The 24,637-nt window shown below is 41.8% G+C and carries 26 protein-coding genes and 1 other RNA gene; 10 read left to right on the top strand and 17 right to left on the bottom strand.

Annotation, left to right across the window (positions count from 1 at the left end):
- Positions 1 to 77 precede the first annotated feature (77 nt).
- Entirely contained in the window at positions 78 to 2,876 is a 2,799-nt protein-coding gene (gene barA / locus CHJ_RS02270) for a two-component sensor histidine kinase BarA (protein ID WP_317916760.1), read from the top strand.
- Between the two features lie 2 nt (positions 2,877 to 2,878).
- Here the strand turns inward: barA and acpS are convergent, their stop codons facing one another.
- From acpS to rpoE, 11 genes are all read right to left on the bottom strand, one after another.
- Positions 2,879 to 3,259 carry a holo-ACP synthase gene (gene acpS, locus CHJ_RS02265; RefSeq protein ID WP_171754929.1) on the bottom strand — a complete coding sequence of 127 codons (381 nt, stop codon included), beginning with the start codon at positions 3,257 to 3,259 and terminating at the stop codon, positions 2,879 to 2,881.
- A gap of 97 nt (positions 3,260 to 3,356) precedes the next feature.
- The gene (pdxJ, locus tag CHJ_RS02260) at positions 3,357 to 4,088 is read right to left on the bottom strand and encodes a pyridoxine 5'-phosphate synthase (RefSeq protein ID WP_317916759.1); all 732 of its coding nucleotides are present in this window, start codon (positions 4,086 to 4,088) and stop codon (positions 3,357 to 3,359) included.
- A gap of 3 nt (positions 4,089 to 4,091) precedes the next feature.
- Positions 4,092 to 4,823 (bottom strand): DNA repair protein RecO, encoded by a 732-nt coding sequence (gene recO, locus CHJ_RS02255; RefSeq protein ID WP_171754927.1) that lies wholly within the window; start codon positions 4,821 to 4,823, stop codon positions 4,092 to 4,094.
- 90 nt (positions 4,824 to 4,913) lie between these two features.
- The gene (gene era / locus CHJ_RS02250; RefSeq protein ID WP_171754926.1) at positions 4,914 to 5,885 is read right to left on the bottom strand and encodes a GTPase Era; all 972 of its coding nucleotides are present in this window, start codon (positions 5,883 to 5,885) and stop codon (positions 4,914 to 4,916) included.
- Positions 5,878 to 6,555 (bottom strand): ribonuclease III, encoded by a 678-nt coding sequence (gene rnc / locus CHJ_RS02245; RefSeq protein ID WP_171754925.1) that lies wholly within the window; start codon positions 6,553 to 6,555, stop codon positions 5,878 to 5,880. Before rnc ends, era begins: the two co-directional genes overlap by 8 nt.
- A 10-nt stretch (positions 6,556 to 6,565) precedes the next feature.
- Positions 6,566 to 7,459, bottom strand: coding sequence for a signal peptidase I (lepB, locus tag CHJ_RS02240; protein ID WP_171754924.1), 894 nt, complete (start codon positions 7,457 to 7,459; stop codon positions 6,566 to 6,568).
- Between the two features lie 124 nt (positions 7,460 to 7,583).
- Positions 7,584 to 9,377 (bottom strand): translation elongation factor 4, encoded by a 1,794-nt coding sequence (lepA, locus tag CHJ_RS02235; RefSeq protein ID WP_317916758.1) that lies wholly within the window; start codon positions 9,375 to 9,377, stop codon positions 7,584 to 7,586.
- A gap of 127 nt (positions 9,378 to 9,504) precedes the next feature.
- Positions 9,505 to 9,984 (bottom strand): SoxR reducing system RseC family protein, encoded by a 480-nt coding sequence (locus tag CHJ_RS02230; RefSeq protein ID WP_171754922.1) that lies wholly within the window; start codon positions 9,982 to 9,984, stop codon positions 9,505 to 9,507.
- The gene (gene rseB / locus CHJ_RS02225) at positions 9,981 to 10,979 is read right to left on the bottom strand and encodes a sigma-E factor regulatory protein RseB (protein ID WP_317916757.1); all 999 of its coding nucleotides are present in this window, start codon (positions 10,977 to 10,979) and stop codon (positions 9,981 to 9,983) included. Before rseB ends, CHJ_RS02230 begins: the two co-directional genes overlap by 4 nt.
- Positions 10,976 to 11,593 (bottom strand): sigma-E factor negative regulatory protein, encoded by a 618-nt coding sequence (locus tag CHJ_RS02220; protein ID WP_171754920.1) that lies wholly within the window; start codon positions 11,591 to 11,593, stop codon positions 10,976 to 10,978. The genes rseB and CHJ_RS02220 overlap by 4 nt, the downstream gene beginning before the upstream one ends.
- A gap of 16 nt (positions 11,594 to 11,609) precedes the next feature.
- Positions 11,610 to 12,188, bottom strand: a complete 579-nt coding sequence (gene rpoE, locus CHJ_RS02215) for an RNA polymerase sigma factor RpoE (protein WP_171754919.1) — start codon at positions 12,186 to 12,188, stop codon at positions 11,610 to 11,612.
- Positions 12,189 to 12,551: 363 nt separating this feature from the next.
- On the opposite strand from rpoE, the gene nadB reads away from it, so the two are divergent.
- The gene (gene nadB, locus CHJ_RS02210; RefSeq protein WP_171754918.1) at positions 12,552 to 14,177 is read left to right on the top strand and encodes an L-aspartate oxidase; all 1,626 of its coding nucleotides are present in this window, start codon (positions 12,552 to 12,554) and stop codon (positions 14,175 to 14,177) included.
- 29 nt (positions 14,178 to 14,206) lie between these two features.
- Here nadB and CHJ_RS02205 read toward each other — a convergent pair whose 3' ends face one another.
- Together CHJ_RS02205 and CHJ_RS02200 are read right to left on the bottom strand one after the other, a co-directional pair.
- Positions 14,207 to 14,575, bottom strand: a complete 369-nt coding sequence (locus CHJ_RS02205) for a hypothetical protein (protein ID WP_171754917.1) — start codon at positions 14,573 to 14,575, stop codon at positions 14,207 to 14,209.
- Positions 14,576 to 14,597: 22 nt separating this feature from the next.
- The gene (locus tag CHJ_RS02200; RefSeq protein ID WP_171754916.1) at positions 14,598 to 14,858 is read right to left on the bottom strand and encodes a succinate dehydrogenase assembly factor 2; all 261 of its coding nucleotides are present in this window, start codon (positions 14,856 to 14,858) and stop codon (positions 14,598 to 14,600) included.
- Between the two features lie 262 nt (positions 14,859 to 15,120).
- Here CHJ_RS02200 and ygfZ point away from each other — a divergent pair, with 262 nt between their 5' ends.
- From ygfZ to CHJ_RS02185, 3 genes are all read left to right on the top strand, one after another.
- Positions 15,121 to 16,086 (top strand): tRNA-modifying protein YgfZ, encoded by a 966-nt coding sequence (gene ygfZ / locus CHJ_RS02195; RefSeq protein WP_317916756.1) that lies wholly within the window; start codon positions 15,121 to 15,123, stop codon positions 16,084 to 16,086.
- The gene (locus CHJ_RS02190) at positions 16,079 to 16,561 is read left to right on the top strand and encodes an aminoacyl-tRNA deacylase (RefSeq protein ID WP_317916755.1); all 483 of its coding nucleotides are present in this window, start codon (positions 16,079 to 16,081) and stop codon (positions 16,559 to 16,561) included. Before ygfZ ends, CHJ_RS02190 begins: the two co-directional genes overlap by 8 nt.
- Before the next feature lie 612 nt (positions 16,562 to 17,173).
- On the top strand, positions 17,174 to 17,380 hold the full coding sequence (locus CHJ_RS02185) for a DUF1107 domain-containing protein (protein ID WP_171754913.1): 207 nt from the start codon (positions 17,174 to 17,176) through the stop codon (positions 17,378 to 17,380).
- 125 nt (positions 17,381 to 17,505) lie between these two features.
- Here the strand turns inward: CHJ_RS02185 and CHJ_RS02180 are convergent, their stop codons facing one another.
- The 3 genes from CHJ_RS02180 to CHJ_RS02170 are packed head-to-tail and all read right to left on the bottom strand — an operon-like array spanning position 17,506 to position 20,500.
- Positions 17,506 to 18,735 carry an FAD-dependent 2-octaprenylphenol hydroxylase gene (locus CHJ_RS02180; protein WP_317916754.1) on the bottom strand — a complete coding sequence of 410 codons (1,230 nt, stop codon included), beginning with the start codon at positions 18,733 to 18,735 and terminating at the stop codon, positions 17,506 to 17,508.
- 3 nt (positions 18,736 to 18,738) lie between these two features.
- The gene (gene ubiH / locus CHJ_RS02175) at positions 18,739 to 19,914 is read right to left on the bottom strand and encodes a 2-octaprenyl-6-methoxyphenyl hydroxylase (RefSeq protein WP_317916753.1); all 1,176 of its coding nucleotides are present in this window, start codon (positions 19,912 to 19,914) and stop codon (positions 18,739 to 18,741) included.
- A 13-nt stretch (positions 19,915 to 19,927) separates the two neighbouring features.
- Positions 19,928 to 20,500: a YecA family protein gene (locus CHJ_RS02170; RefSeq protein ID WP_317916752.1), complete on the bottom strand. Its 573-nt coding sequence runs from the start codon at positions 20,498 to 20,500 to the stop codon at positions 19,928 to 19,930.
- Between the two features lie 240 nt (positions 20,501 to 20,740).
- On the opposite strand from CHJ_RS02170, the gene zapA reads away from it, so the two are divergent.
- The 5 genes from zapA to serA all read left to right on the top strand — a co-directional run bounded on the left by zapA (position 20,741) and on the right by serA (position 24,045).
- Entirely contained in the window at positions 20,741 to 21,046 is a 306-nt protein-coding gene (gene zapA, locus CHJ_RS02165; RefSeq protein ID WP_171754909.1) for a cell division protein ZapA, read from the top strand.
- 36 nt (positions 21,047 to 21,082) lie between these two features.
- Positions 21,083 to 21,268: non-coding RNA, 6S RNA (gene ssrS, locus CHJ_RS02160), on the top strand.
- A gap of 2 nt (positions 21,269 to 21,270) precedes the next feature.
- Complete coding sequence (locus CHJ_RS02155) at positions 21,271 to 21,867, top strand: 5-formyltetrahydrofolate cyclo-ligase (RefSeq protein ID WP_317916751.1); 597 nt, start codon at positions 21,271 to 21,273, stop codon at positions 21,865 to 21,867.
- Positions 21,868 to 21,921: 54 nt separating this feature from the next.
- Positions 21,922 to 22,578, top strand: a complete 657-nt coding sequence (gene rpiA, locus CHJ_RS02150) for a ribose-5-phosphate isomerase RpiA (RefSeq protein WP_171754907.1) — start codon at positions 21,922 to 21,924, stop codon at positions 22,576 to 22,578.
- A gap of 237 nt (positions 22,579 to 22,815) precedes the next feature.
- Positions 22,816 to 24,045 carry a phosphoglycerate dehydrogenase gene (serA, locus tag CHJ_RS02145; RefSeq protein WP_317916750.1) on the top strand — a complete coding sequence of 410 codons (1,230 nt, stop codon included), beginning with the start codon at positions 22,816 to 22,818 and terminating at the stop codon, positions 24,043 to 24,045.
- 62 nt (positions 24,046 to 24,107) lie between these two features.
- Here the strand turns inward: serA and CHJ_RS02140 are convergent, their stop codons facing one another.
- Complete coding sequence (locus CHJ_RS02140; RefSeq protein WP_317916749.1) at positions 24,108 to 24,479, bottom strand: hypothetical protein; 372 nt, start codon at positions 24,477 to 24,479, stop codon at positions 24,108 to 24,110.
- Between the last annotated feature and the right edge of the window lie 158 nt (positions 24,480 to 24,637).

The following is a 24,637-nucleotide window of genomic DNA, read 5'->3' as shown; positions in this document are numbered from 1 at the left end:
TGCTTAGGAAGATTGTCGAAATGTACTGGTTTGATTACTATTTTCCCATATCCAGAACGTATTGTAATTAGAGAAACATGACAAGATATGGCTTACGTGCCCGCGTTGTAACATTAACTCTTGCGCCAACATTAATTATTGGCCTGTTATTGAGTGCATTTTTTACTTCAAATCGTTATAACGATCTGGAATTGCAGCTTGTTAATTCAGGCACCAGTATTTTAGAACCCTTAGCCATTGCTAGCGAATATGGCATGACGGAAAAAAGTCATGAGTCCGTGCGGCGAATTATAAGTTATGCGCATAGAAAAAACTCAAAGATTGTTAGAAGTATTGCCGTCTTTGATGCCAACAATCAGTTATTTGTAACGTCCAACTTCCATCCTAACTTTGAAGAGCTTACTTTTCCTGAAAATAAGCCTATACCATTGCTAACCGATATCGAGCTTCTCGACTCACGACTCATACTGCGTGCTCCTATCCTAGCTGAGGGAAAATTTTCTCGCCAAGATGGTGATAGTAACCATATAAATCAACCATTAGGCTATGTTGCGATGGAGTTGGACATGTCTCCGCTACGCTTGCAGCAGTATCAAGAGATATTCTCTGCATTAGTGGTGCTTATTATCGGCTTAGGGATGTCGGTTGTGTTCGCCTATCGTCTTATGCGAGATGTCACTCAACCGATTACTCACATGCAAAATACCGTTGACCGAATTCGCCGTGGGCATCTGGATTCTCGTATTGAGGGTAAAATGCATGGCGAGCTTGATTCTCTCAAGAACGGCATCAATGCCATGGCTAAATCTCTTTCGGAATACCACGTCGAGATGCAACACAGTATTGACCAAGCCACATCTGACTTACGAGAAACGTTAGAACAGCTAGAAATACAGAACGTTGAACTAGACATAGCCAAGAAACGCGCTCAAGAAGCCGCGCGAGTAAAATCTGAGTTTTTGGCCAATATGTCCCATGAGTTAAGAACACCATTAAATGGCGTGATCGGTTTTACCCGACAAATGCTTAAAACCAGTTTAACCAGCAGCCAGACAGACTACTTACAAACGATTGAACGTTCTGCAAATAACCTGCTCAATATCATCAATGACATTTTGGACTTCTCCAAGCTAGAAGCGGGTAAATTGCTGCTGGAAAACATTCCATTTGAGTTCCAAGAAAGCCTAGAGGAAGTCGTTAGCCTACAGGCAACATCTGCTCATGAAAAAGGGTTAGAGATTACACTTAAAGTGGATCCAAAAATACCACCGGGCTTAATTGGTGATCCGCTGCGTATCCAACAGGTACTCACCAACTTAGTTGGCAACTCCATTAAGTTTACCGAACGAGGCAATATTGATATAAGCGTCGAACTCCGTTCTAAAAAAGATGATTTAGTTGAGTTGCAGTTTATGGTTCGTGATACCGGCATTGGTATTTCTGAACGCCAACAAGCGCAGTTATTCCAAGCATTTAGCCAAGCAGATGCCAGTATTTCTCGTCGTTATGGCGGAACAGGCTTAGGTTTGGTCATCACTCAAAAACTGGTTGGTCAAATGGGCGGGGAAATTAGCTTAACCAGTCGTCTTCACCAAGGCTCTACATTCTGGTTTACCTTACAACTGTCAGCAACGGATCTTCCTCTGCTTCATCAGGTTGAGAGCCAGTACTTACAAAACCGCAAAGTACTGTTAATTGAGCCTAATATGCAGGCGGCTTCCGTTATTCAACAGCAGTTGGGGCAAGAAGGTCTGCAAGTGACCTATCAAACTAGCGTGCCTGACGAGTTTGATATGCAAGACTGCGTATTACTGAACTTATCACCGAAAAAGCCTAGCGATGAAGCAGAAGTTGAACAGTGGATAGAGATGACCCAGCGCTACTCACAGCAAGTGATCGTTGCGACTCCAAGCACTGAGCTGGCATTAGCAGAGAAGCTAACGGCGACTTATCATATTCAGTGCATGACAAAACCACTCTCTCGACGAAAACTGTTAACCGCATTAGCGAAACACCAGCAAGTAACCGAACCGGTCGCGATTGCCCCAATGGAGGTCTCGTCTGTTGAAGAGAGACTCCCACTAACGGTCATGGCTGTAGATGACAACCCTGCTAACTTAAAATTGATTACCGCTCTACTTTCAGAAAGAGTTGAACATGTTATTTCTTGTTCAAGTGGACATAAGGCAGTCGCTGCGGCCAGCAAGCAGAAGTTCGACATTGTCTTTATGGACATTCAAATGCCTCATATGGATGGTGTCACCGCAGGTAAGAAAATCCGTGAAATCACCATAAATAGAGAAACCCCTGTTATTGCCGTCACCGCTCACGCCATGAGTGGAGAGCGTGATAGATTGTTAAACGCAGGGATGGATGATTATCTAACTAAACCGATTGAAGAACACATACTTCAGCAGGTATTAGTTCACTGGAACCCTAACACGAGTGAACAGCAAGTAGATAAAATAGACCTTCCTGCTGAAGTAGAGCCAGTAGAAAACGAGACGGTAAATCCAGATATCATTGTCGATTGGCAAGCCGCTCTCAAACAAGCCGCTAATAAAGAAGATCTCGCTAAAGAGATGCTGTCGATGCTAATTGAGTTCATAGGTGAAGTTGGCGACGTCGTCGATAAAGCGCTAGAAGATGAAAATTACTCTAGTGAAGAGCTCACTCACTTTATTCACAAACTACATGGCAGTTGTTCATACAGTGGAGTACCAAAGCTAAAAACTGTATGCGCACAAATTGAACGCTCATTGCGCTCTGGCAGTACTATTTCAGAAATTGAGCCAGAACTGTTTGAACTTCAAGATGAGATGGAGAAAGTACTGGCGACAGCAGAACTATATTTGACGAAATCAGATGAGAGCTGAGGTTATTTCTCCATCACCACAGTGGCAACAGCATAATGGCGCTCATCGGATATTGATAGCAAGATATTACTCACTTGGTACTGTTCTGCAATGTGTTGAGCGCGATTTTTCAATTGTAGAATAGGTTTACCATTGTCATCATTGCTGATAACAAAGTCATGAAAAGTAACGCCATGAGCAATGCCCGTTCCTAACGCTTTCGATGCCGCTTCTTTGGCGGCAAATCGTTTTGCTAAAAAACGTCCTTTTTGCTTAAGAGACAAAAATGTTTGGTACTCAGACTCTGCCAAGATTCGCATAGCAAATGCATCACCAGAACGGTTCAACGCCTTTTCTATTCGCTCTATTTCCGCGATGTCTGTTCCTAAACCGATAATGGCCATAATTAATCTTTAAAGTTGATAATGTTTAGGGCCAATGACCATGACAATCATTAGCCCCCATATACTCAAATAACTTCAAGGTGTTTAAGTATAGTTACTATTTTCGCGCTTCAACCATGATCGCTTTCATGTCAGCAACGGCTTTGCCCAACCCATCAAATACTGCACGACCAATAATAGAGTGACCAATATTAAGCTCATATATCTCTGGTAACGCAGCAATAGGCCCCACATTGTGATACGTCAAACCGTGTCCGGCATTAACCGTAATACCTAAATCGCAGGCATAACTGGCTGCCGCAGCTATTTTTTTCAGTTCATTTTGCTGATCTAACTCTGTTTTAGCATCGGCATAATGACCTGTATGTAACTCAATAAAAGGAGCGCCACACTCTTTTGCTGCGTCTATTTGCTCACGATCCGCATCAATAAACAGTGAAACCTTAATACCCGCTTCGGTCAGCTTTTGAGTTGCTGCTTTTACTTTTTCTAGCTGACCTTTAGCATCAAGGCCACCTTCCGTTGTTAGCTCTTCGCGTTTTTCCGGTACCAAACAAACAAATTCAGGTTCGGTCTGAATAGCAATATCAACCATTTCATCTGTTACTGCCATTTCTAAGTTCATGCGAGTTTGAATGGTTTCTTTCAGTATTTTCACATCGCGATCTAAAATGTGTCTGCGATCTTCTCGAAGATGAACCGTAATGCCATCTGCACCGGCCCTTTCTGCCATTTCTGCAGCGTGGACAGGATCTGGATATTTTGTGCCTCGGGCATTACGAAGGGTTGCTATATGGTCAATATTGACCCCAAGAAGGATAACACTCATTATTTAATTCTCCGTACTCTGGGAAGAACGTACTCGATTAGTAAATAGTTCCCGACTTTTTAATGGTTTGCCGCCAAGATAAGGCTTTAATGCTATGCGTGTAAAGCGTTTTGCCGCTTTTAACTGCTCTTTAGTGAGGAAGCGCCGTTCTGCGATAGCGATCAGTTCATTTCCAAAAAAGGTTAAGTTGTCTTTTCTTATACTGGCAATAAAACCTTTCTGCTCGCGATAACGATAGGTCATAGTCTCGTCAACAGGCTCACCTGTTCCTGCGCAGTGTAAAAAATCTACTCCGTACCCCAATGCCGACAATAGCGCCAGTTCGAACCGACGCAAAGCAGGTTCCGGGTTTTCAGACTGTGCAAGTTCCGTTAATACCTGAAGATAATCGTGAAAAAGAGCTGGATAAGGGGTTTCATTTTCAATGACTCGACCAAGGAGTTCATTAACGTACATTGCTGAATAGAGATGAATACCTGATAAAGGTAAACCTAAACTGATGGGCTCAGCCTGTCGCAATGTTTTCATTCCACCGCTTCCAGACCACTTCATAAGCAATGGAGTGAAAGGTTGGAGTGCGCCTTTAAGGTTAGAACGTTTGCTACGAGCGCCTTTAGACATTAGTGACAGGCGGCCATACTCTTCACTAAACACGTCAAGTATTAAGCTAGATTCACTGTAAGGACGGCGATGAAGAACAAAACATCGCTGTAAACTACTGTTGTCTCCTACCATACTATCACTCTCTTGGTCTGTTCATCGCATTTAGCTAGAGCGCCAACAAAATCGCCTGCAATTGCAGGCGATTTTTAAACTTATCGTGGTTTATACGTCATCCATATAACCGAGTGACCGCAATGCACGTTCATCATCAGCCCAACCCGACTTCACTTTCACCCAAGTCTCAAGGTAGACTTTTCGTTCAAACAACGCTTCCATATCTAAACGAGCTTCACGGCCGATGGTTTTAATTTTATCACCACCTTTACCGATCACCATTTTCTTCTGTCCGGAACGCTCAACAAGGATCAACGCATTAATATGAAAACCATCCGTATCTGGGTTGTAATCGAAACGTTCTATTTCAACGGTAACTGAGTACGGCAGTTCATCACCAGTAAAACGCATCAGCTTCTCACGAACAATTTCGGATGCCATAAAACGTTGCGAACGATCCGTTACATATTCTTCAGGAAAATGATGCTCAGCCTGTGGTAAATGTTCTCTTACATGCTTACGAATAACATCGGTATTCTTGCCCTGTTTAGCTGAAATTGGCACAACATCGACAAAATCCATTTTTTTAGACAACGACTGCATATGAAGCATCACTTCATTGCGATCTTTGACATTGTCGACTTTGTTTACACACAACACCACAGGGAAATTAGACTTAGCCAACTTGGTTAACACCATCTCGTCATCGTTTGTCCAATGCGTTCCATCAACAAGGAACAACACCAGATTTACGTCACTAAGTGAACTGTTTGCTGCACGGTTCATCAAGCGGTTAATGGCTCTCTTCTCTTCAATATGAAGCCCCGGAGTATCCACATATATAGCCTGATAATCACCCTCGGTCTCGACCCCCATAATGCGGTGTCTGGTGGTTTGAGGTTTACGAGAAGTAATGGATATCTTCTGTCCTAAGATGTGATTTAGCAGAGTCGACTTACCTACATTTGGTCGTCCAACAATGGCAATGAAACCACAATGTTGGTTTTCAGAAGAAGGGGTCTGCTCGCTCGTTGAAGCAAAGTAGGCGTCTAAATCAAATTCGTTGTTGTCATCAGCCATTGTTCAATTTCTCCAGCGCTAATTCTGCGGCAGCTTGTTCAGCTTTGCGACGGCTTGTTCCTTTTCCTATTACAGGCTTCGCCATGCCTGAAATACCACAAGAAACCGTAAACTCTTGATTATGAGCTTCACCTTTAATATTAGACACTGTGTAAACAGGTAGCGGCTTTTTTCGACCTTGCAAAAATTCTTGTAATCTTGTTTTAGGATCTTTCTGTGAAACACCCGGCTCTATTGCGTCTAAACGAGTTTTATACCAGCTCAGTATAATTCTACGCACAACTTCAATATCACTATCTAGATAGATAGCACCGATAATAGCTTCAACAGCATCAGCTAGAATTGAATCACGACGATACCCGCCACTTTTCAACTCACCTGGACCTAATTTTAAGTAATCTCCCAGAACAAACTCACGACCGAGCTCTGCTAGCGTATGCCCACGAACTAACGTTGCTCGCATACGGCTCATATCTCCCTCATTAATCTTAGGGAAACGATGATACAAATCATCTGCAATGACAAAACTTAAAATTGAATCGCCCAGAAACTCAAGACGTTCATTATGCTTTCCATTGGCGCTACGATGAGTAAGCGCCAAATGAATATGCTCGCTATCTTCAAACTGATAACCGAGCATTTTTTCTAATTTAGATATAGGAGGATTCATGTTCTCTCAATTAATCTATACCACCGATGCGACTAAATCGAACATCGGTAGGAATCCAAGAAGGCAGTACACTGTCTGCACCACGTTCAAACTCAAAGCTGGTCCATATTGCAACCGCTTTGCCAACTAAGTTTGCTTCTGGAACAAAGCCCCAGTAGCGACTATCTGCACTGTTGTCACGGTTATCCCCCATCACAAAGTACTCACCTTTTGGTACCACCCACTCATTCACGCCATTTCTCGGCTGATAAGCCGCGACATTGTCCTGACGTAACGGGTTAACCAAAATCTGATGTTCCGTTTGGCCCAGCTTTTCGTTTAGCTGAATCAATGGAATGTTTTGCTGATAATGCTCACTTTCAACCACATTAGACAGCGGCACTTTCTTACAAGTTTGCTCGCCCTTAGGTTGAATACATAACTCTTTCTTTTGATAACGTACTGTATCGCCCGGCATTCCCACTACACGTTTTATGTAGTCGATATTAGGCTGAGGTGGAAACTTAAATACCACAATATCACCGCGCTCTGGCTTGCCCGTTTCGATTAACTGAGTGCGAAAAACAGGATCTTTAATGCCGTAAGCGTACTTTTCCACCAGTATAAAATCACCAATCAATAGGGTTGGCATCATAGAGCCTGATGGAATCTGGAAAGGTTCATAAATAAAGGAACGCAGTATTAATACAAAAGCGATAACTGGGAAAATGGAAACACTATTTTCAATCCACCAAGGCTGTACAGCGGCTTTTCTAGCAATGTCGCTACTTAATTCATTTGTTTGAGCAATAATATCGTCTACTTTCTGTTGACGTTTTTTACCCCAAACCAGTTTCTCTAGTGTCCATACAACACCCGTTACTAAAGTAACTAAAACCAAGATGAGCGAGAATGTATTAGCCATTATTCTTCCTTTAGTTTCTACTTCTATGCATATTGTCAGCAGACAATGTAAATACGTTCATATATATTAAAAAAGAAAGGGCATAAATACCCTTTCTTTTATTTAACTCTAGCTGCGAAAGAGATTAATCTTTGCCTATATGAAGAATGGCTAAGAACGCTTCCTGAGGCAATTCTACGTTTCCGATTTGCTTCATTCTTTTCTTACCTTCTTTCTGTTTCTTCAGCAATTTTTTCTTACGGCTGATATCACCACCATAACATTTTGCAATAACGTTTTTACGCAACTGCTTCACAGTTGAGCGGGCAATAATGTGGTTACCAATCGCCGCTTGAATAGCAATATCAAACATCTGCCTTGGTATAAACTCTTTCATCTTCTCAACCAGTAGACGGCCTCGAGACTGAGATTGGTCTTTATGGGTAATAAGCGCCAGAGCATCTACCTTGTCACCATTAAGAAGAACATCAACACGTACCATGTCAGACATTTCAAAACGCTGGAAATTATAGTCTAACGAGGCGTAACCACGAGAGGTGGATTTCAAACGGTCAAAGAAATCCATCACAACTTCTGCCATCGGAATATCATAAGTCACCGCGACTTGGTTGCCGTGATACACCATATCAACCTGAATGCCACGTTTTTCAACACACAAGGTAATAACATTACCAAGGTAGTCCGCAGGTACAAGAATATTACAACGTGAAATAGGCTCACGAATTTCCGCTAGATCATTCACGGCAGGCAATTTCGCCGGGCTGTCTACATACAGTAAGGTACCGTCTGTCTTTTCAACTTCATAAACTACCGTTGGGGCAGTCGTGATCAAGTCGAGATCATATTCACGCTCTAAACGCTCTTGGATGATCTCCATGTGAAGCATACCAAGGAAACCACAGCGGAAGCCGAAACCAAGTGCTGATGAGTTCTCTGGTTCATAAAACAGTGAAGCGTCATTTAGGCTTAACTTACCAAGCGCATCACGAAAGTTTTCATAATCATCAGAAGAGACAGGGAATAGGCCTGCATAGACTTGTGGTTTTACTTTCTTAAAACCAGGCAGTGCTTTATCGCATCCGTTCTTAGCCAGCGTTAATGTATCACCGACTGGCGCACCTAAAATATCTTTAATGCCACAAACAACCCAACCAACTTCACCTGTACTTAGTTGCGTTGTATCCAACTGCTTCGGTGTAAAGATACCTAAACGGTCAACACCCCAAATTTGGTCTGTGCTCATCACTTTTATCTTGTCGTTTTTCTTAAGAACACCATTCTTAATACGAACAAGAGAAACCACACCTAAGTAGTTATCAAACCATGAGTCGATAATCAATGCTTGCAGCGGTGCCTCAGGATCACCTTCTGGAGCAGGAATCGATGTAACAATATTTTCCAGTACGGCATCTACACCTAGGCCTGTTTTTGCAGAGCACTGGGTAGCTTCCATGGCATCGATGCCAACAATATCTTCGATCTCTTCTGAAACACGCTCAGGATCCGCAGCGGGAAGGTCTATCTTGTTCAGAATAGGCACAACTTCCAGATCCATTTCGATCGCGGTATAACAGTTTGCTAGGGTTTGAGCTTCTACCCCTTGACCTGCGTCGACCACCAAAAGCGCACCTTCACAAGCCGCTAAAGAACGTGATACTTCATAAGAAAAATCAACGTGCCCCGGAGTATCGATAAAATTCAGTTGATAAGTTTCGCCATCTTTTGCTGTGTAGTCGAGCGTCACACTTTGAGCTTTGATTGTAATGCCTCGCTCACGTTCAAGATCCATTGAATCGAGAACCTGTGAGTCCATCTCACGTTCACTCAATCCTCCGCATACTTGAATTAGGCGGTCTGATAATGTCGACTTACCGTGGTCGATATGGGCGATAATCGAAAAGTTACGAATGTGCTTCATAGGTTGGTATGACTATACTCTTGCAAAATAAATAGAAAAAATACGCATCTTTTGATGGTATTTCGATCAAGTGGCGCGATTCTACCGAATTTCCGGCGCTGTCGCTATCTTGATTTACATATGATGTTCAATTGGGCGTTATTTTTATTACATCACCCATAACTCGAATTAGGGTAACAGACTGTTCTGACTGGGATTGTTGTTTCTTCGCTAACCATTTTGCTAGCCAAACTCCTGCAAACATAAACATAACGGAGATAGCAATTACAACGCCCTCTCCGCTACCAATCTGTGTCGCTAACCACTGTCCAATCATTGCGCCAATAAAAAGCAACAGCAAAGGGACAATATAAACAATAGAAGCAAATTGAATCAGCTGTTTTTCAGGCAAACCGACTTCAACCGTTTGTCCCACTGAGACTTCCATACTCGTTTCCAACTGCCACTGATGACTTTTATTTCCAACTGCCTTAGAAATAATACCCGTCCCGCAAGTTTGCTGCGAAGAGCAGTGGCGGCAACTGGTCTGTTGCTCACAGCTAATCGCCACATTGTACTTCCCGTCGATGACGTCAACATGTTGAACAGTGGCGAGAGCGGTTATCATGGCTTAACGGCTTCTGTTGCAGGGGCTGCTTCTTTGTTATCAACAGCCTTACTGTTGAACACAATCGATTTAGCAATTTTAATTGCCGTCGGTGGCGGAATATCGCCCACGACTGTGATCTCTTTATCTCCATTGATCACCGTTTGCAAGGTTCTTCGCCCTTGCCTAACAATTTGATTTTTTAGGGATAAAGCATCGGTATCAGAAACATAAACCGAGAAACTAAATAGACCATCGCTATACATTTGACTCTCTACCACTTTTTCCGTCATTGCTACTTTATAGCGATTTAGTGGATGTGGTTCAAAACCAGAAGGTGTCCAGTTTAAAGTCCAAGAAGAATCATTCGATGGCTGTTTTGGTAAAGTAAGCACATCAGGTAACGTTACCTCATCAAGAGCCGCTAGCATTGTTGCAATTTGATCGGACACTCGATAGGAAATAGCCCGAAATTGCTCCAAAACTTCGCCATCACGATCCAACAGATCGGCACGCAATGGCAATTTCGATTTCTCATCAACCCAAAGTAGATACGAATACCGCTGACCATCTTTAGGAACAATTCTAACGACTTGAGTTGGCGATCCCGCTTCTCGTGCTCGTCCCATAGAAATAAAATCATAGTATTGGCTTAGCTGCGTGATGTCGCTTTCTAGCATTGGCATCATTGGCCCAACTAAATGCCCCGACTTAATCGAAAAAGGATCCGCTCCGGGTTCAATATAGCTGACTTCTTCGCCTCGACGAATCGTTTCACGAATAGGGCCACTCAGATAAACCAAGTGAGCATAATGATTATTGTCTATGCTTGCGTGACGATACAGAAGTGGTTCGATACTGCTTTTTCTTATCAGAATATACGAGAGTTCATAATTTAAGTGCTGACTTGCGTGGTTCATTTGATGCAACAAAGCCTCAGCAGAGTTTTCCTCTGCTGAGGCTTGAGGTTGTATCAAACTGAACAGTGCCAGCGCACTGAACAGAAATTTTTTCATTCAACTACCGGTTGTTTTTCTAAATCACTACCAACAGCAGTATCTGCTGATAAGCGAAGTTGTAATTCATAATCTTGTAGCATGGCGCGAATTTGGCGACGTTGCTGTTCTTTTTGCGTATCAGACAAAGCATTGGTTGCTGCTACAGACTCTCTTGTCAGTGAAACAGGCTCGACACTACCCGCTAGAGGTACTGTTTGTAATACTGGTACTTGAGCAACTGGACTTGATACGTCACTGTTTCCACCGTACTGCTGAACACCAAATATAACCGCCATTGATACACAGGCAGCAAGACCAACCTGACCTAATTGGGTAAACCAACTTGGTAGGTATCGCTTCGCCTCTGCTGGCATCGGTTGTGGTTCCATTAATGGTACAGTTTTATTGCTGTGCGCAGGTTCTGCCTCTAACGCAGCGAATACACTTTCAGCAACATTCCAATTTGCAGTTTTAGGTGCTTCACCTTTTACAATATCACCAATAAGATGGTAATTTTGCCACGTTTCTTGACTCTCGAGATCCTGTTCTAACTCTACTATTAAAGCGTCATCAACAGACTCTCCATCCATAAGAGCAGAAAGAAGTTCTTTGTCAGCCATTTTTTTCACCATAGTTAATGTCTGCTATCTAGCGTTGCAAAAGCGGTTGAATTTTTTTCTCTACCGCTTCCCTTGCACGGAAAATGCGTGATCGCACAGTCCCTACAGGACAATCCATTACCTCAGCAATCTCTTCATAACTTAAACCATCTAGTTCTCGAAGAGTTACTGCCGTCTTTAAATCTTCAGGAAGTGCTTCAATTGCACTGAAAACTACTTGTTTCAACTCGTTGGACAACGTTAAGTTCTCAGGGTTCGAAATTTCTTTCAATGCACTACCCGTTTCGTAATATTCAGCTTCTTCTGCATCAACATCACTCGCAGGAGGTCTTCTTCCTTGAGCAACAATGTGATTCTTCGCTGTATTTACCGCAATTCTGTATAACCAAGTATAGAACGCACTTTCACCTCTAAAGTTAGGGATAGCGCGATACGCTTTAATAAACGCTTCTTGGGCTACATCTTGTACATCACCCGAATTACCAATATATCGAGAAATAAGGTTACAAACTTTATTTTGGTACTTAATCACCAAAAGATTAAATGCTTGCTTATCTCCACTTTGAACTCGCTCAATGAGTACTTGATCGGTCAACTGCTCGTTCATTCGAGCACTTACTCCTATTGTTATTGCTCATAACTTCTCAGATATGAGCTTTAATTATGCATAATGTAGTGTTGACACCACCACTTACATGAGCACTATTGTGACTCTGTGATAATTGGAAAGTTCAATACTATCTACTTTTTTTATCATTTTAATTTAAAGTGTGATGGATTAGTCGTTTTTTCTGCCAGATTAAGAGAAATACTGGGGATACATGATGTGAAAAGCAAGCCATTTTCTTAGATATCAATTCAAAGAAATTTGCTGCCATGTCATTTTACCGACATAATTCACACGTTTGGTAAGATATTTTTGAAGCGCAATTTGGATTGCACTCGTTTAGATTGGGAATTTGACTGTTTTATGAATACGAACCGAGAACATCAATGTGATGTATTAGTTATAGGTAGCGGCGCTGCTGGTCTGTCACTTGCACTGCGAGTGGCTAAAAAAGGCAAAGTCATAGTATTAAGCAAGGGGCCTCGCAGTGAAGGCGCGACCTATTATGCTCAAGGCGGTATTGCCGCAGTATTTGATGAATCGGATAGTATTGAATCTCATATACAGGACACTCAAATTGCCGGTGCCGGGCTTTGTGAAGAAGAAGCGGTTGAGTTTATCGCCAAGAATGCAAAAAAATGTGTTCAGTGGTTAATAGATGGTGGTGTTCCTTTTGATAGGGAAGACGACGACTCAGACGATGACCCTAAATATCACCTAACCCGTGAAGGCGGCCATAGCCATAGACGTATATTGCACGCAGCCGACGCGACAGGGATGGCAATGCAAACCTCGCTGCAGGACAATGTTCATAACCATCCAAATATTACGATCCTGGAAAGACATAATGCTCTCGATTTGATCTGCGAAGATAAGATTGGCGGAAATCAAGATAAAGTGGTTGGTGCTTATATTTGGAATCGCCAACAAGAGCATGTTGAAACCGTTAGAGCCAAATTTGTAGTACTTGCAACGGGTGGAGCATCTAAAGTGTATCAATACACCTCCAACCCTGACGTTTCATCTGGTGACGGTATCGCCATGGCGTGGCGAGCAGGTTGCCGCGTAGCCAACTTAGAGTTTAATCAGTTTCATCCTACCTGCCTGTTTCACCCAGAAGCACGTAACTTCCTGCTTACCGAAGCACTAAGAGGTGAAGGTGCCTATTTACGTCGACCAGATGGCTCACGTTTTATGCCCGACTTTGACGAAAGACATGAGTTAGCTCCTCGTGATGTGGTTGCCCGTGCGATCGACTTTGAAATGAAGCGTCTAGGAGCAGACTGCATGTTTTTAGATATCAGCCATAAACCCGCTGACTTTATAGAGAAACATTTCCCGACTATCTATCTTAGATTAAAAGATCTGGGCATAGATATGACTAGCGAACCTATTCCTATTGTTCCAGCAGCGCACTACACCTGTGGTGGCGTTATCGTAGACAAACATGGGCAGACGGATCTGAAACAATTATATGCCATTGGTGAAGTGAGCTATACCGGGCTTCATGGTGCCAATCGTATGGCATCCAATTCACTGTTAGAGTGTGTCGTATATGCATGGTCAGCAGCCAAAAGTATCCTTCGCTCACTTGATGAAGCCACTCTTCCTCCATCTCTTCCCGCTTGGGATGAGAGTCAGGTCTGTAACTCCGATGAAGAGGTCATAATCCAGCATAACTGGCACGAGTTACGCTTATTTATGTGGGATTACATGGGCATAGTCCGAACGGATAAGCGCCTAGAGAGGGCGATGCGAAGAATACATATGTTGCAGCAAGAGACACATGAATATTATAGCAATTTCCGCGTTTCAAATAACTTGTTAGAAATGAGGAATTTATTGCAAGTAGCTGAACTCATGGTGCTGTGTGCAATGCAGAGGAAAGAAAGTCGAGGGTTACATTATACCTTAGACTATCCAGATCTAGATGAGAATAGTGTTCCTACTATTTTGGAACCGGCCAAATATCAGCAGATGAAATCATAATTACAACTATTCGGCGCTATAACATCATTTTAGAGTGGCAATGTATTGTCACTCTTTTTTTCTCTTTCTATATGATCAATAAGAATATTTAACTGCCGATATTCATCATCACTACAACTATCGCTCCAAACCATGACTTCACGCCCTGTCTCAGTTTTTATTACTGTCACAAAAGGCTTATACAGCCGATTACAGTATTTAACCCTCTCTTCTACTTCTTGAAAGTAAATCACACCTTCAGTGGTCATCGTAACAGAGACGGTCGTACGATAGTGGCTAAAGAGAATGTTTTCTAATAGGTAAGCAATGATACAAACAGAGATAACAAGAGGCACAGCAGTCGCCAAAACAGCCCAACAGATCAGCACAAAAACAAATATGCGAACAATTTGAGCCATTTTTGATGGCGTAGTCGAAAACCTAACGGACTTTACTAAGGTTGTGGGCAACGATTTTATCTACCATCTCGGCTAAATTACTCTCTTTACTACGACCATGCTGCATTACCCACATAAACAGATCGGGATCATCACACTCTAAAAGTGCCACAAAATCCTGTTGTTCCATTTCTGTTAAGTCATCAAAACACTCTTCAAAAAACGGCATTATCACCACATCTAGTTCCAGCATTCCTCTTCGACATGCCCATTTGATTCGGGCTTTATCTTCTTTTGAATACATTTAGTTACTCCTTCATTTATTCTAGGCAAAGTGTACCAACTCCATCAGTTTGCAACCACTCGATTAGTTTCGGTAGCATCACGAAAAAGAGATTAAACTCGCTTAAACCACTAATAATATTTAACCACAATAAAAGCAGTAACATTATTTCATGGATATACCGCCTATCAATGATTAAGATAGGTAACTAAGTAACCTCAAGATACTTCTTTCAGCAAATGCCGATTAAGTATGATTTTAATAATAAGCCAAGGTAATCATTATGAAATGGCAGAATAATCTTCCTTCTTACTCGCTCAACAAAGGGGATGATATCTCCACATTTATCATCTCTCACTTATCTTCCTGGAAGGCAATTGACGTTACAGGTGAGGACAAAAAGTCGTATTTACAAGGTCAGCTTACTTGTGATGTCGTGTCACTTAGTGAGACGGAAACCACTCTGGGGGCTCACTGCGATGCCAAAGGAAAAGTATGGAGTATTTTCCGTCTATTCCATCACCAAAATGGTTACGCTCTGTTTCAACACGCATCCGCTATTGAAAACGCCCTGAAAGAGATAAAAAAATACTCGGTTTTTTCTAAAGTCGACATTTCTATAGCGGAAGATATCGCGCTAGGTGTTGTTGGCCAACAAGCTGAGCAGATGATCGATTCGCTCTCTACTGATACTGGTGATGTAAGAGCAATATCTGGTGGGACAGCCGTTAAGGTCGATGAGCGTCGTTGGCTTGTTCTTTTAAACTGTGAATCTGCATCAAAATTGGTGGAGAATCAAGTCGAAGCAGGCCTCTATCATGAAGATATATGGGATAAGTATGATATCGAAGCGGCCATCCCTCGTATCACAACAGATAATCAAAATGAACACATTCCACAAGCGTTCAACCTACAAGGCTTATTTGGCATAAATTTTTCTAAAGGTTGCTATACAGGACAAGAAACCGTTGCCCGCGCAAAGTATAGAGGAACAAATAAACGAAGCATGTTCATTGTAGAAGGTACAGTCGACGGCTCTATACCATCTGACACCACATTAGAAAGAAGCGTTGGCGAGAATTGGCGAACCGTGGGTAAGCTCATCACTCACTACTCCGTTTCAGCAGAGAAATGTATCGGGTTAATTGTGATGCCTAATAATCTCGACATTGATACCAAGTTACGATTAGCAGAACAACCTAACTCTGTCTGGAAAATTCGTCCACTACCCTATTCATTAGATGAATAATATAAGCTTTCAAACTGCCATTACTCAGTACTTAGAAAAGCAGCAGGTCAAATTTCGTCTGCTGCTTCATACTGTACCTACCACCAACATAGAAGAGACCGCGAAAGAACGAAATATCGAACCAAGAGTCATGGTTAAATCTATTCTATTGCGAGATATGGGTAACAACTATGTTCTTGCTTGCATTCCTGGAGACCACTCTGTTGATCCTAAAAAAGTACGAGCATTATTGGGATTAAGACGAATGACCTGTGTCTCGTATGATGATATTGAAGCGATCAGTGGATACAAGCCCGGAACAGTGTCTCCACTGCTACTAAAAACACCAATGCCGATAGTTTTCGATCAACGGTTTCAATCCATAGCTGAAATCACTATTAGCAGCGGCAGCAACATGGCAGGAATAGCCATTCTCAACTCTGATCTGTTTTCCTTGTGCAACCCGACAAGCGTAAATGCCGATATCTGTCGATAACAACTGCCATATACGAACATAAGTGCATGTATCAAAGTCTAGAAAAAACGACAACATTACATTAGTTACATAGATCTTGTTTCCAAAGAGAAAATTACAAAATTGAATTTAAAGTCATAAAAAATAAATATATATGCAAATATTGTTTTTTAGGCTATGCTGACTCCAGTTAGAATCAGTCATTATTCACTCTCTTAAATCAAAGGGATGTGACATCAAAATATCAAACTTACTAACAATGTCTGTCAAATTTTTTGTTTGTGTAATGCATCTGTGACTATTCGCCCGCAAATTATTTGCGGGCATTTTTTTACATTTTATCTAAGTAAAATTTAAAAAAACGAAAAATAGGCTACTCTTTAACCAATAGATAGATAAACCGCATTTAATGCGTTAACTATGCGTAAGTAGTAATTATATTATTCATATAAGCAAAGTCTAATTATGAGGAGACGATCACGCAAAGTTGAATAAAATCCTTCTGATTTGATGAATTCAGCACAAATCACCAAGTTAGTAAGTTATAAAGCAGTATTTCTCCGTTTTAGTCACAAATCCGTCATAGTCTATCTCGTATAATCTATGGCGCTAGATAAAAACAAAGGAAGAACTATGCGAATGTTTAAGCGCTATACGCCTAGTATGATAGCTAAACACATAAGTAGGCTTTTTAAGGGAAGAATTTATATATACGGCGTAGGAAAATTTGAATTCGATAACGGCAAATTGATATTGCCAGAGAAAGCAGAGAAGCGACACTTCAAAGCGGTCAATGAAGTGAATCAGGAAATAATGAGGTTACGTTGTTGTTATGCTTAACTGCTATGTATGAATGACCATATTACATAATTATTTATTTACAAAAAGGTTGGCATAACGCCAACCTTTTTGTTTATGAGCCAAACATGATTTGTATCTAACGAACTCGGAACGAGCAATGGCAACTATAACTCTTTGCTCATATAGTTCTGCTTGGCAATATTTGGTAAGTTACCTTTAAGCCCCAATGCATGTTTCATAATCTCATCTTTTGCCCCTGGCAACTGGCTAGCCAATTTTACACCTAATCCTCTAAACAATTTCTTTGCAGGATTACCACCTTCAAATAGATCTTTAAAGCCTTGCATTGCTGCGATCATTTTCGCGGCTTCCGCTTTTCTCCACCGCTCATATGGTCGAAGGTTCCTTCTACTACCGATATCTTCTCCTGATAACCACAACTGTTTTATCTCTTGAGCTAAACTAGCTGCATCTAACAGGCCTAGATTGACACCCTGACCAGCAAGTGGATGTATGGTATGTGCCGCATCGCCCACCAGTGCTATCCGCTCCAATACAAAATCACGTGCATAACGCATTTTTAGAGGATAAGCCTCTCTTTTACCGACCAGTGAACATAAGCCCAACTGCATATCAAACTCGGTACTTAAACGTTTATTGAACTCGTGCTCAGGCATCGCCAATAACTGTTCTACTCGGTTAGGATCGGTAGACCACACGATAGAACTCATATGCTCATCACTCATTGGTAAGAAAGCCAATGGTCCCATAGGAGTAAATGCCTGCCTTGCCACTTTTTGATGCTTTTCTACCGTTTTAATGTTAGCAACCAACGCAGTATGACCGTAATCCCAATGAGTCAGAGGAATATCAGCTTGTTTTCGCACCCAAGAATTCGCCCCATCAGCCCCAACGACTAGCTTTGCCGTTAAAGACTGTTCATCCTCCAGTGTTAACCAAGCTTCACTCTCTCCCATCACTATTTTTTGGCATTTTGAAGGCATATATACCGTCACATTTGCTTGCTGCTTAACTTGCTCAAGCAGTGCCAGTTGAATCACTCTATTTTCAACAATATGGCCTAGATTAGGTTGTCCCATATGTGTTGCATCAAACTCGATACGAGCAAAACTATCCTGCTCCCACACTTCCATTGCAGTATACGGTGACGATCGCCGCTTCTCTATTCCTTGCCATGCTCCCACATTCACCAATATTCGTTCACTTGCCCGGCTTAATGCGGATACACGCACATCTGGTAATGACGCTAGCTCTTGATCTGGAGCTGTTCCTTCTATTACCGCAATTCTTATATCTGTATCTCTTAATGCTGAAGCGAGAGTAAGTCCAACCATCCCACCACCAACAATTGCAATATCAACGCTTCGCATCATAATCTACCTTTTAACCAATCCCATTGTTCGCTTTAAAAGCGGCCCCTTTAGCAGAGGTATATTATCTATAGCTATTAACCCAGCATTACGTCCAATACGTAAAGGAAGCCACTGATTTGAAAACAGTCGTACCATACCGGACGTTAACGCGATTGTACTGTCTCTATCATTAACTCTACGTTGGTTAAATCGCGACAGTGATATAAATCCACCAACATCGTCTTCTACATTCAACTCTTCAACTAAGCTGGCTATATCTCGTATTCCAAGATTAAAACCTTGCCCTGCGATGGGGTGCAGTAACTGACTGGCATTACCTACGCAGGCAAAACGGTGATGAACGATGGATTCTTTTCGCTTTAAAATCAGAGGATATGAGGCTCTTTCTCCAATTTGCTTAACTCTCCCCAATCGCCAGCCAAACTGCTGCTGCAGCTTATCTATACAACTTTTCTCATCGAGTGCTAGTAATGATGATGCTTGTGAAGGCGACATACACCAAACTAAAGACATTCGATCCCCGGACATAGGCAGAAGTGCAAGAGGGCCATTATTGGTAAAACGTTCAAATGCTTGTCCTTGATGAGGTTTTTCCGTTGTTATATTGGCAATCACTGCAATCTGTTCAAAGTCATATTCTGAATGCTCAATATTCAATAACTGACAACAGGTCGATTCTGCACCATCAGCAGCTACCAACAAACGACATGCCAGAGATTTACCAGATGATAACTCAATGACATTATTCTGCTCAGACTGTGTAATTGTCTTAACAGAGTCAGGGCAATAGAAATCAATACCGTCAAGCCGAGACAGTTTGTCGTGATACACGCTTCCGACATCGGCAAGTTCTACAACATAACCTAATGCATCGACACCATACGAGTGATGGTCAATATCTGTCAGCCCCCACTGCCCTTGCTCAGAAACGTGGATACGCTTAATTTCGGTAGCCACTTGAGATATATCCGACCATAATCCAAAACGCTCTAGCAACTGCTGAGTTCCAATAGATAGAGCGATGGAACGAGCATCAAAACCAGGATGTTTCTGGTTATTTGCATCGAACGGCTCAATCACAGCAATGCGAATTGTTCCCTGACTTTTCTGCTGTAGAGCCAAAGCCAGAGTCGCTCCTGCCATAGCGCCACCAGCAATGGCTATATCGTATTCTTTCATCTCATCACTAAACTTAATGTATCGTTGGCGCACTTTTCTCTGAACTGACTTTTAAACCGTATTCAGCATGAACGGTGAGCACACATGCTTTTACGTGTTCAATCACCTGCTCAAGTAAGTCAGCCTGTTCCTGCATATCATCATCCTCGTCGATACCCAGTTTACTAATCTCTTCCAGATCTCCCAGTGCTTCTTTCACATCTTTTGGAGCATCTTTAAGAGTCAATCCCGCTAACCCAAGACCCGAGATAAAGTGATTCACCCATTCGCTTAAGCTATCAGCTTGTTCCTGTAAAGGCTCATTATCATCAGCCAGCAACATAGAAAGCTCAATTTCTGAACCGGTAAGCTCAGTCACTGCTGCCTTAAATATCTCAGTCCCCACCCGTAAAGCGTTATCCTGCCATCCCATTCCATCGTTGGTGTAATCAAAAATAAGAGCCTGCCAACTTTTATCAGTAATCGATAACCCACCACTTATCATTCCAATAAGTAATCCTTGTAGCTCAGCCGGGCGAACTGATAATCCAGCACTTTTTAGTTCAACAGCAACCACCGAATAGTCAGGCACTATTTTTTCACTCATAATCATTCTTCAATTTAATTGTTAATTGCAGCAATACTAGCATTTTCAGCCGCGAGCTAAAATGTTCAAACTCGATTAAAACTGATGAGCATTTACACAAAATAGATAATATTTGTTAATTTGCAGTTCTATTTTGCTGGCAAAACGGTGAAACACTTGAATCTTCTTAACGCTTTTTCTATAGTGCATTTTCAATGGCAAAACCGCCATTTAATATAGCGCGTAAAGAGTTCTGTCATTATGAGTAGCCAAGCGGTTGAAGTTGAAATTTTAGGTAAGTTAACCCGAGTAAATTGTCCTGTCGGTCAAGAAGCGTCATTGCGCCAAGCCGCAAAAGATCTCGATGAAAGATTGAAAGAGATGACGGAACGAACTAAAGTGTCAAATACTGAAAAGCTACTAACAATTGCAGCTTTAAATGTCTGTTATGAACTTCAGCAAATAAAAGAAGCTGAAAATTCAACTCAAGAACAGATAGAAAAACGAATAGAACAATTAACCGCATCACTGGACGATGCTTTAAATAACGTAAATTCAGACAGTTAACTATATGAATTTACCCGCACGGATGGCGTAAAAAGTTTTACCCTGGGGTGTTTGTCAGCAGAATTTACGTCCCTGAGCCGATAAGCAATACCAAAGGGTTAGTACTTGATAGCTATTGAGCAAGCTCGGCTCGTATCGAGAAGCCTACGGTTATCATTGCTGATCCGCCTTGAACCAGCTGGTTCAAGGGCCATTAATTCTCAACGGCACTCTGGGGTATCCTAATGCAAAATATCCGCACACATCTACGCAAGATCATGCGTCAAAAGCGTCAAGATTTATCCTCCACGAACCAAACTCTCGCAGCTAATCAAGCCTTACACCAAATCAAGCAATTTACTCCACTGCAGCAAGCCGATCAGATCGCAATTTATATCTCTACCAACGGTGAACTCAACACTCAACCCATAATTGAGCACTGTTGGGAAGAAGGTAAACATGTTTTTCTGCCAGTATTGCATCCATTTTCTAAAGGACAACTACTATTCTTAAACTATACTCCTGATACCCCTATGGTTGCTAACAAGTATGGAATTAAGGAGCCTCGCTTAGATGTTACTCAAGTTATCCCTATTTCTCAGCTTGATGTGATATTCACCCCTCTTGTCGCTTTTGACTCACAAGGACAAAGGTTAGGTATGGGCGGTGGCTATTATGATCGAAGTCTTGAGCCTTGGTATACCAGTGGTAAAGGCGCACTGCCTGTCGGTCTGGCACACACATGCCAGCAAGTCGATCGCTTACCGGTTGAGCAGTGGGATATCCCCCTACCAAATATTATTACTCCAGATAGAATATGGCGTTGGGAAATTGAACATTAAACCGTTATAATTTCCGCCGTTTTATAATTCCCCCCTATTACTCTGGAGAAAATCATGACACAAGATGAAATGAAAAAGGAAGCTGGCTGGGCAGCACTAAAATATGTTGAAGCAGGCAGCATTGTAGGTGTCGGCACAGGATCGACAGTGAAACACTTCATCGATGCACTAGGTACTATGAAAGAAGAGATCAAAGGTGCGGTGTCAAGCTCAGTAGACTCTACAGAAAAGCTTAAAGCCCTTGGTATTGAAGTATTTGATTGCAACGAAGTTGATAAGCTAGACGTTTATGTCGATGGTGCTGATGAAATTAACCCAAATAAAGAGATGATCAAGGGTGGTGGCGCAGCGTTAACAAGAGAAAAAATCGTCGCTGCAATTTCTGAAAAATTCATTTGCATCGTTGATGGTTCTAAAGCTGTTGACGTGTTAGGCAAGTTTCCTTTGCCAGTAGAAGTCATTCCTATGGCCCGTTCATATGTAGGAAGAGAACTGGTTAAACTTGGTGGCGACCCTGCATATAGAGAGGGTGTAGTAACCGACAATGGCAATATCATTATTGATGTTCATGGTCTAGAAATTACTAATGCCAAAGAGCTAGAAGATAAAATTACAAGCTTAGCGGGTGTTGTTACCGTGGGACTGTTTGCTCATCGCGGAGCTGATGTGGTGATTACCGGCTCTCCTGAAGGCGCAAAAATAGCAGAATAACCACCTATTTGTTCTATAAAAGTTGCAAAATATGTAATTTGATAACAAACGGCACTCTAAAGTGCCGTTTTTTTATCTCTTATGCCGTAATTTTCTTACCCAAAATGCATTTTTTTTGATAGTTTATTAAACAGAAATGTACAGCAAGTTGAAATAGTCCGTAAGGCTGACAAGGGTTTCACATACTTGCCACATGTCTGTACTGTAAAAAACATTCCATTTTAAGGACGCAAATAAATGGCCAAAGTATCACTGGAAAAAGACAAAATTAAAATTCTGCTTTTAGAGGGACTTCACCCTTCAACAGTCGAAGTTTTAGAAGCCGCTGGATATACCAATATCGAATACCACAAGGGTTCACTTTCTGAAGATGAACTTGTAAAAGCAGTAAAAGATGTGCACTTCATCGGTATTCGATCGAGATCCAACCTTTCCGAAAAAGTGTTTCAAGCTGCGAACAAACTAGCAGCAGTTGGTTGTTTTTGTATCGGTACGAATCAGGTTGACTTAACCGCAGCCTCTAAGCGCGGCATACCTGTCTTTAACGCTCCGTTTTCAAATACTCGTAGTGTCGCAGAGCTAGTTTTAGGACAGATATTGCTATTACTAAGAGGAATTCCTGAAAAAAATGCACTTGCCCATCGAGGCATCTGGAAAAAAAGTGCTGATGGATCCTACGAAGCTCGCGGTAAACGTTTAGGTATTATTGGCTATGGTCATATTGGAACTCAGTTAGGTATTATCGCTGAAAACCTCGGAATGCGCGTGTATTTCTATGACATTGAAAATAAGCTCTCGTTAGGAAATGCCACTCAAGTACATACTCTTAGTGACTTACTAAACAAGTGTGATGTTATATCTCTTCATGTACCAGAAACCCCAGAAACAAAAGATATGATGGGTGCAGAAGAGTTCGCAATGATGAAACCGGGAGCTGTCTTTATCAATGCCGCGAGAGGCACAGTGGTGGATATTCCAGCCTTATGTCAATCTCTCGAGTCACGACACCTTGGAGGCGCAGCGGTAGATGTATTCCCTATCGAGCCAAAAACAAATGCCGATCCTTTTGAATCGCCACTGATTAAATTTGACAATGTTATTCTTACTCCGCATGTGGGGGGGTCTACACAAGAAGCTCAAGAAAACATTGGGGTAGAAGTCGCGGGGAAACTGGCTAAATACTCAGACAATGGCTCAACTCTTTCTAGTGTTAACTTCCCTGAAGTGTCATTACCAACACATAAAGGAGCTTCTCGTCTTCTGCATATTCACGAGAACCGCCCCGGTATCCTGACTCAAATCAACACCATTTTTGCCGAAGATGGCATTAACATCGCGGGTCAGTATTTACAAACTAGCTCAGAAATTGGCTATGTGGTTATTGATGTAGAAGCAAGCCGTTCAGAAGAAGCGTTAGTTAAGCTTAAGAAGATTGACGGTACCATCCGCGCAAGATTACTGCATTAATTAAGAGCAAAAAACAGTAAAGCCCTCAGAATTTGAGGGCTTTATTTATATAAAAAATTTTTCTATTCTTGATCTTTTTCTGCCTGCATATCTAGACAACGCTGTAGATCATAGTTGTACTGACCACCACCAGTTCCTTTGAAATTGATAGAAATAGTAAAACCGTCTTCTAAAATAGATAGCGCTTGGATACAAGAAAATTCATACGCCGATTTTAAAGTCACACCTTTAAGCCAATGGTAGCCACTTGGAACCCATTTGTTATAAGTCAGTACACCTTCATCAGATACGCTCATATCAGTAGCACCGTCCATCTCCTCCTGAAGAGCTTTGATCGCTTCAGGGCTCGCAGTAGGTTCACTAACTTGATAGCGCGCTGAACTACACCCTACCAAAATGACGAAAGTAAAAGCCATTATCATTATATTTTTCATTTTATTCTTCTATTTCACTGAGTTGGAAGGGAATAGTAATTTAAACCTATAACGAAAAACAATACCCACCTTCAATAAAACAGTGTATAAAATTAATATTTACAATATTATGGCGTTCAATCTAGTTAACTGTGCATTTTTGTTAAAACTATCAATAT

This window comes from Vibrio sp. MACH09 (genome assembly GCF_033238805.1).
Classification (GTDB): domain Bacteria; phylum Pseudomonadota; class Gammaproteobacteria; order Enterobacterales; family Vibrionaceae; genus Vibrio.
The sequence above is the reverse complement of the archived record's forward strand: the minus strand, read 5'-3'. Positions and strand labels throughout refer to the sequence as shown.

Excerpts from the sequence above, each read along its gene's own strand:
- barA (WP_317916760.1), top strand. The coding sequence starts at position 78 with ATGACAAGATATGGCTTACGTGCCCGCGTTGTAACATTAACTCTTGCG.
- acpS (WP_171754929.1), bottom strand. The coding sequence starts at position 3,259 with ATGGCCATTATCGGTTTAGGAACAGACATCGCGGAAATAGAGCGAATA.
- pdxJ (WP_317916759.1), bottom strand. The coding sequence starts at position 4,088 with ATGAGTGTTATCCTTCTTGGGGTCAATATTGACCATATAGCAACCCTT.
- recO (WP_171754927.1), bottom strand. The coding sequence starts at position 4,823 with ATGGTAGGAGACAACAGTAGTTTACAGCGATGTTTTGTTCTTCATCGC.
- era (WP_171754926.1), bottom strand. The coding sequence starts at position 5,885 with ATGGCTGATGACAACAACGAATTTGATTTAGACGCCTACTTTGCTTCA.
- rnc (WP_171754925.1), bottom strand. The coding sequence starts at position 6,555 with ATGAATCCTCCTATATCTAAATTAGAAAAAATGCTCGGTTATCAGTTT.
- lepB (WP_171754924.1), bottom strand. The coding sequence starts at position 7,459 with ATGGCTAATACATTCTCGCTCATCTTGGTTTTAGTTACTTTAGTAACG.
- lepA (WP_317916758.1), bottom strand. The coding sequence starts at position 9,377 with ATGAAGCACATTCGTAACTTTTCGATTATCGCCCATATCGACCACGGT.
- CHJ_RS02230 (WP_171754922.1), bottom strand. The coding sequence starts at position 9,984 with ATGATAACCGCTCTCGCCACTGTTCAACATGTTGACGTCATCGACGGG.
- rseB (WP_317916757.1), bottom strand. The coding sequence starts at position 10,979 with ATGAAAAAATTTCTGTTCAGTGCGCTGGCACTGTTCAGTTTGATACAA.
- CHJ_RS02220 (WP_171754920.1), bottom strand. The coding sequence starts at position 11,593 with ATGGTGAAAAAAATGGCTGACAAAGAACTTCTTTCTGCTCTTATGGAT.
- rpoE (WP_171754919.1), bottom strand. The coding sequence starts at position 12,188 with ATGAACGAGCAGTTGACCGATCAAGTACTCATTGAGCGAGTTCAAAGT.
- nadB (WP_171754918.1), top strand. The coding sequence starts at position 12,552 with ATGAATACGAACCGAGAACATCAATGTGATGTATTAGTTATAGGTAGC.
- CHJ_RS02205 (WP_171754917.1), bottom strand. The coding sequence starts at position 14,575 with ATGGCTCAAATTGTTCGCATATTTGTTTTTGTGCTGATCTGTTGGGCT.
- CHJ_RS02200 (WP_171754916.1), bottom strand. The coding sequence starts at position 14,858 with ATGTATTCAAAAGAAGATAAAGCCCGAATCAAATGGGCATGTCGAAGA.
- ygfZ (WP_317916756.1), top strand. The coding sequence starts at position 15,121 with ATGAAATGGCAGAATAATCTTCCTTCTTACTCGCTCAACAAAGGGGAT.
- CHJ_RS02190 (WP_317916755.1), top strand. The coding sequence starts at position 16,079 with ATGAATAATATAAGCTTTCAAACTGCCATTACTCAGTACTTAGAAAAG.
- CHJ_RS02185 (WP_171754913.1), top strand. The coding sequence starts at position 17,174 with ATGCGAATGTTTAAGCGCTATACGCCTAGTATGATAGCTAAACACATA.
- CHJ_RS02180 (WP_317916754.1), bottom strand. The coding sequence starts at position 18,735 with ATGATGCGAAGCGTTGATATTGCAATTGTTGGTGGTGGGATGGTTGGA.
- ubiH (WP_317916753.1), bottom strand. The coding sequence starts at position 19,914 with ATGAAAGAATACGATATAGCCATTGCTGGTGGCGCTATGGCAGGAGCG.
- CHJ_RS02170 (WP_317916752.1), bottom strand. The coding sequence starts at position 20,500 with ATGAGTGAAAAAATAGTGCCTGACTATTCGGTGGTTGCTGTTGAACTA.
- zapA (WP_171754909.1), top strand. The coding sequence starts at position 20,741 with ATGAGTAGCCAAGCGGTTGAAGTTGAAATTTTAGGTAAGTTAACCCGA.
- CHJ_RS02155 (WP_317916751.1), top strand. The coding sequence starts at position 21,271 with ATGCAAAATATCCGCACACATCTACGCAAGATCATGCGTCAAAAGCGT.
- rpiA (WP_171754907.1), top strand. The coding sequence starts at position 21,922 with ATGACACAAGATGAAATGAAAAAGGAAGCTGGCTGGGCAGCACTAAAA.
- serA (WP_317916750.1), top strand. The coding sequence starts at position 22,816 with ATGGCCAAAGTATCACTGGAAAAAGACAAAATTAAAATTCTGCTTTTA.
- CHJ_RS02140 (WP_317916749.1), bottom strand. The coding sequence starts at position 24,479 with ATGAAAAATATAATGATAATGGCTTTTACTTTCGTCATTTTGGTAGGG.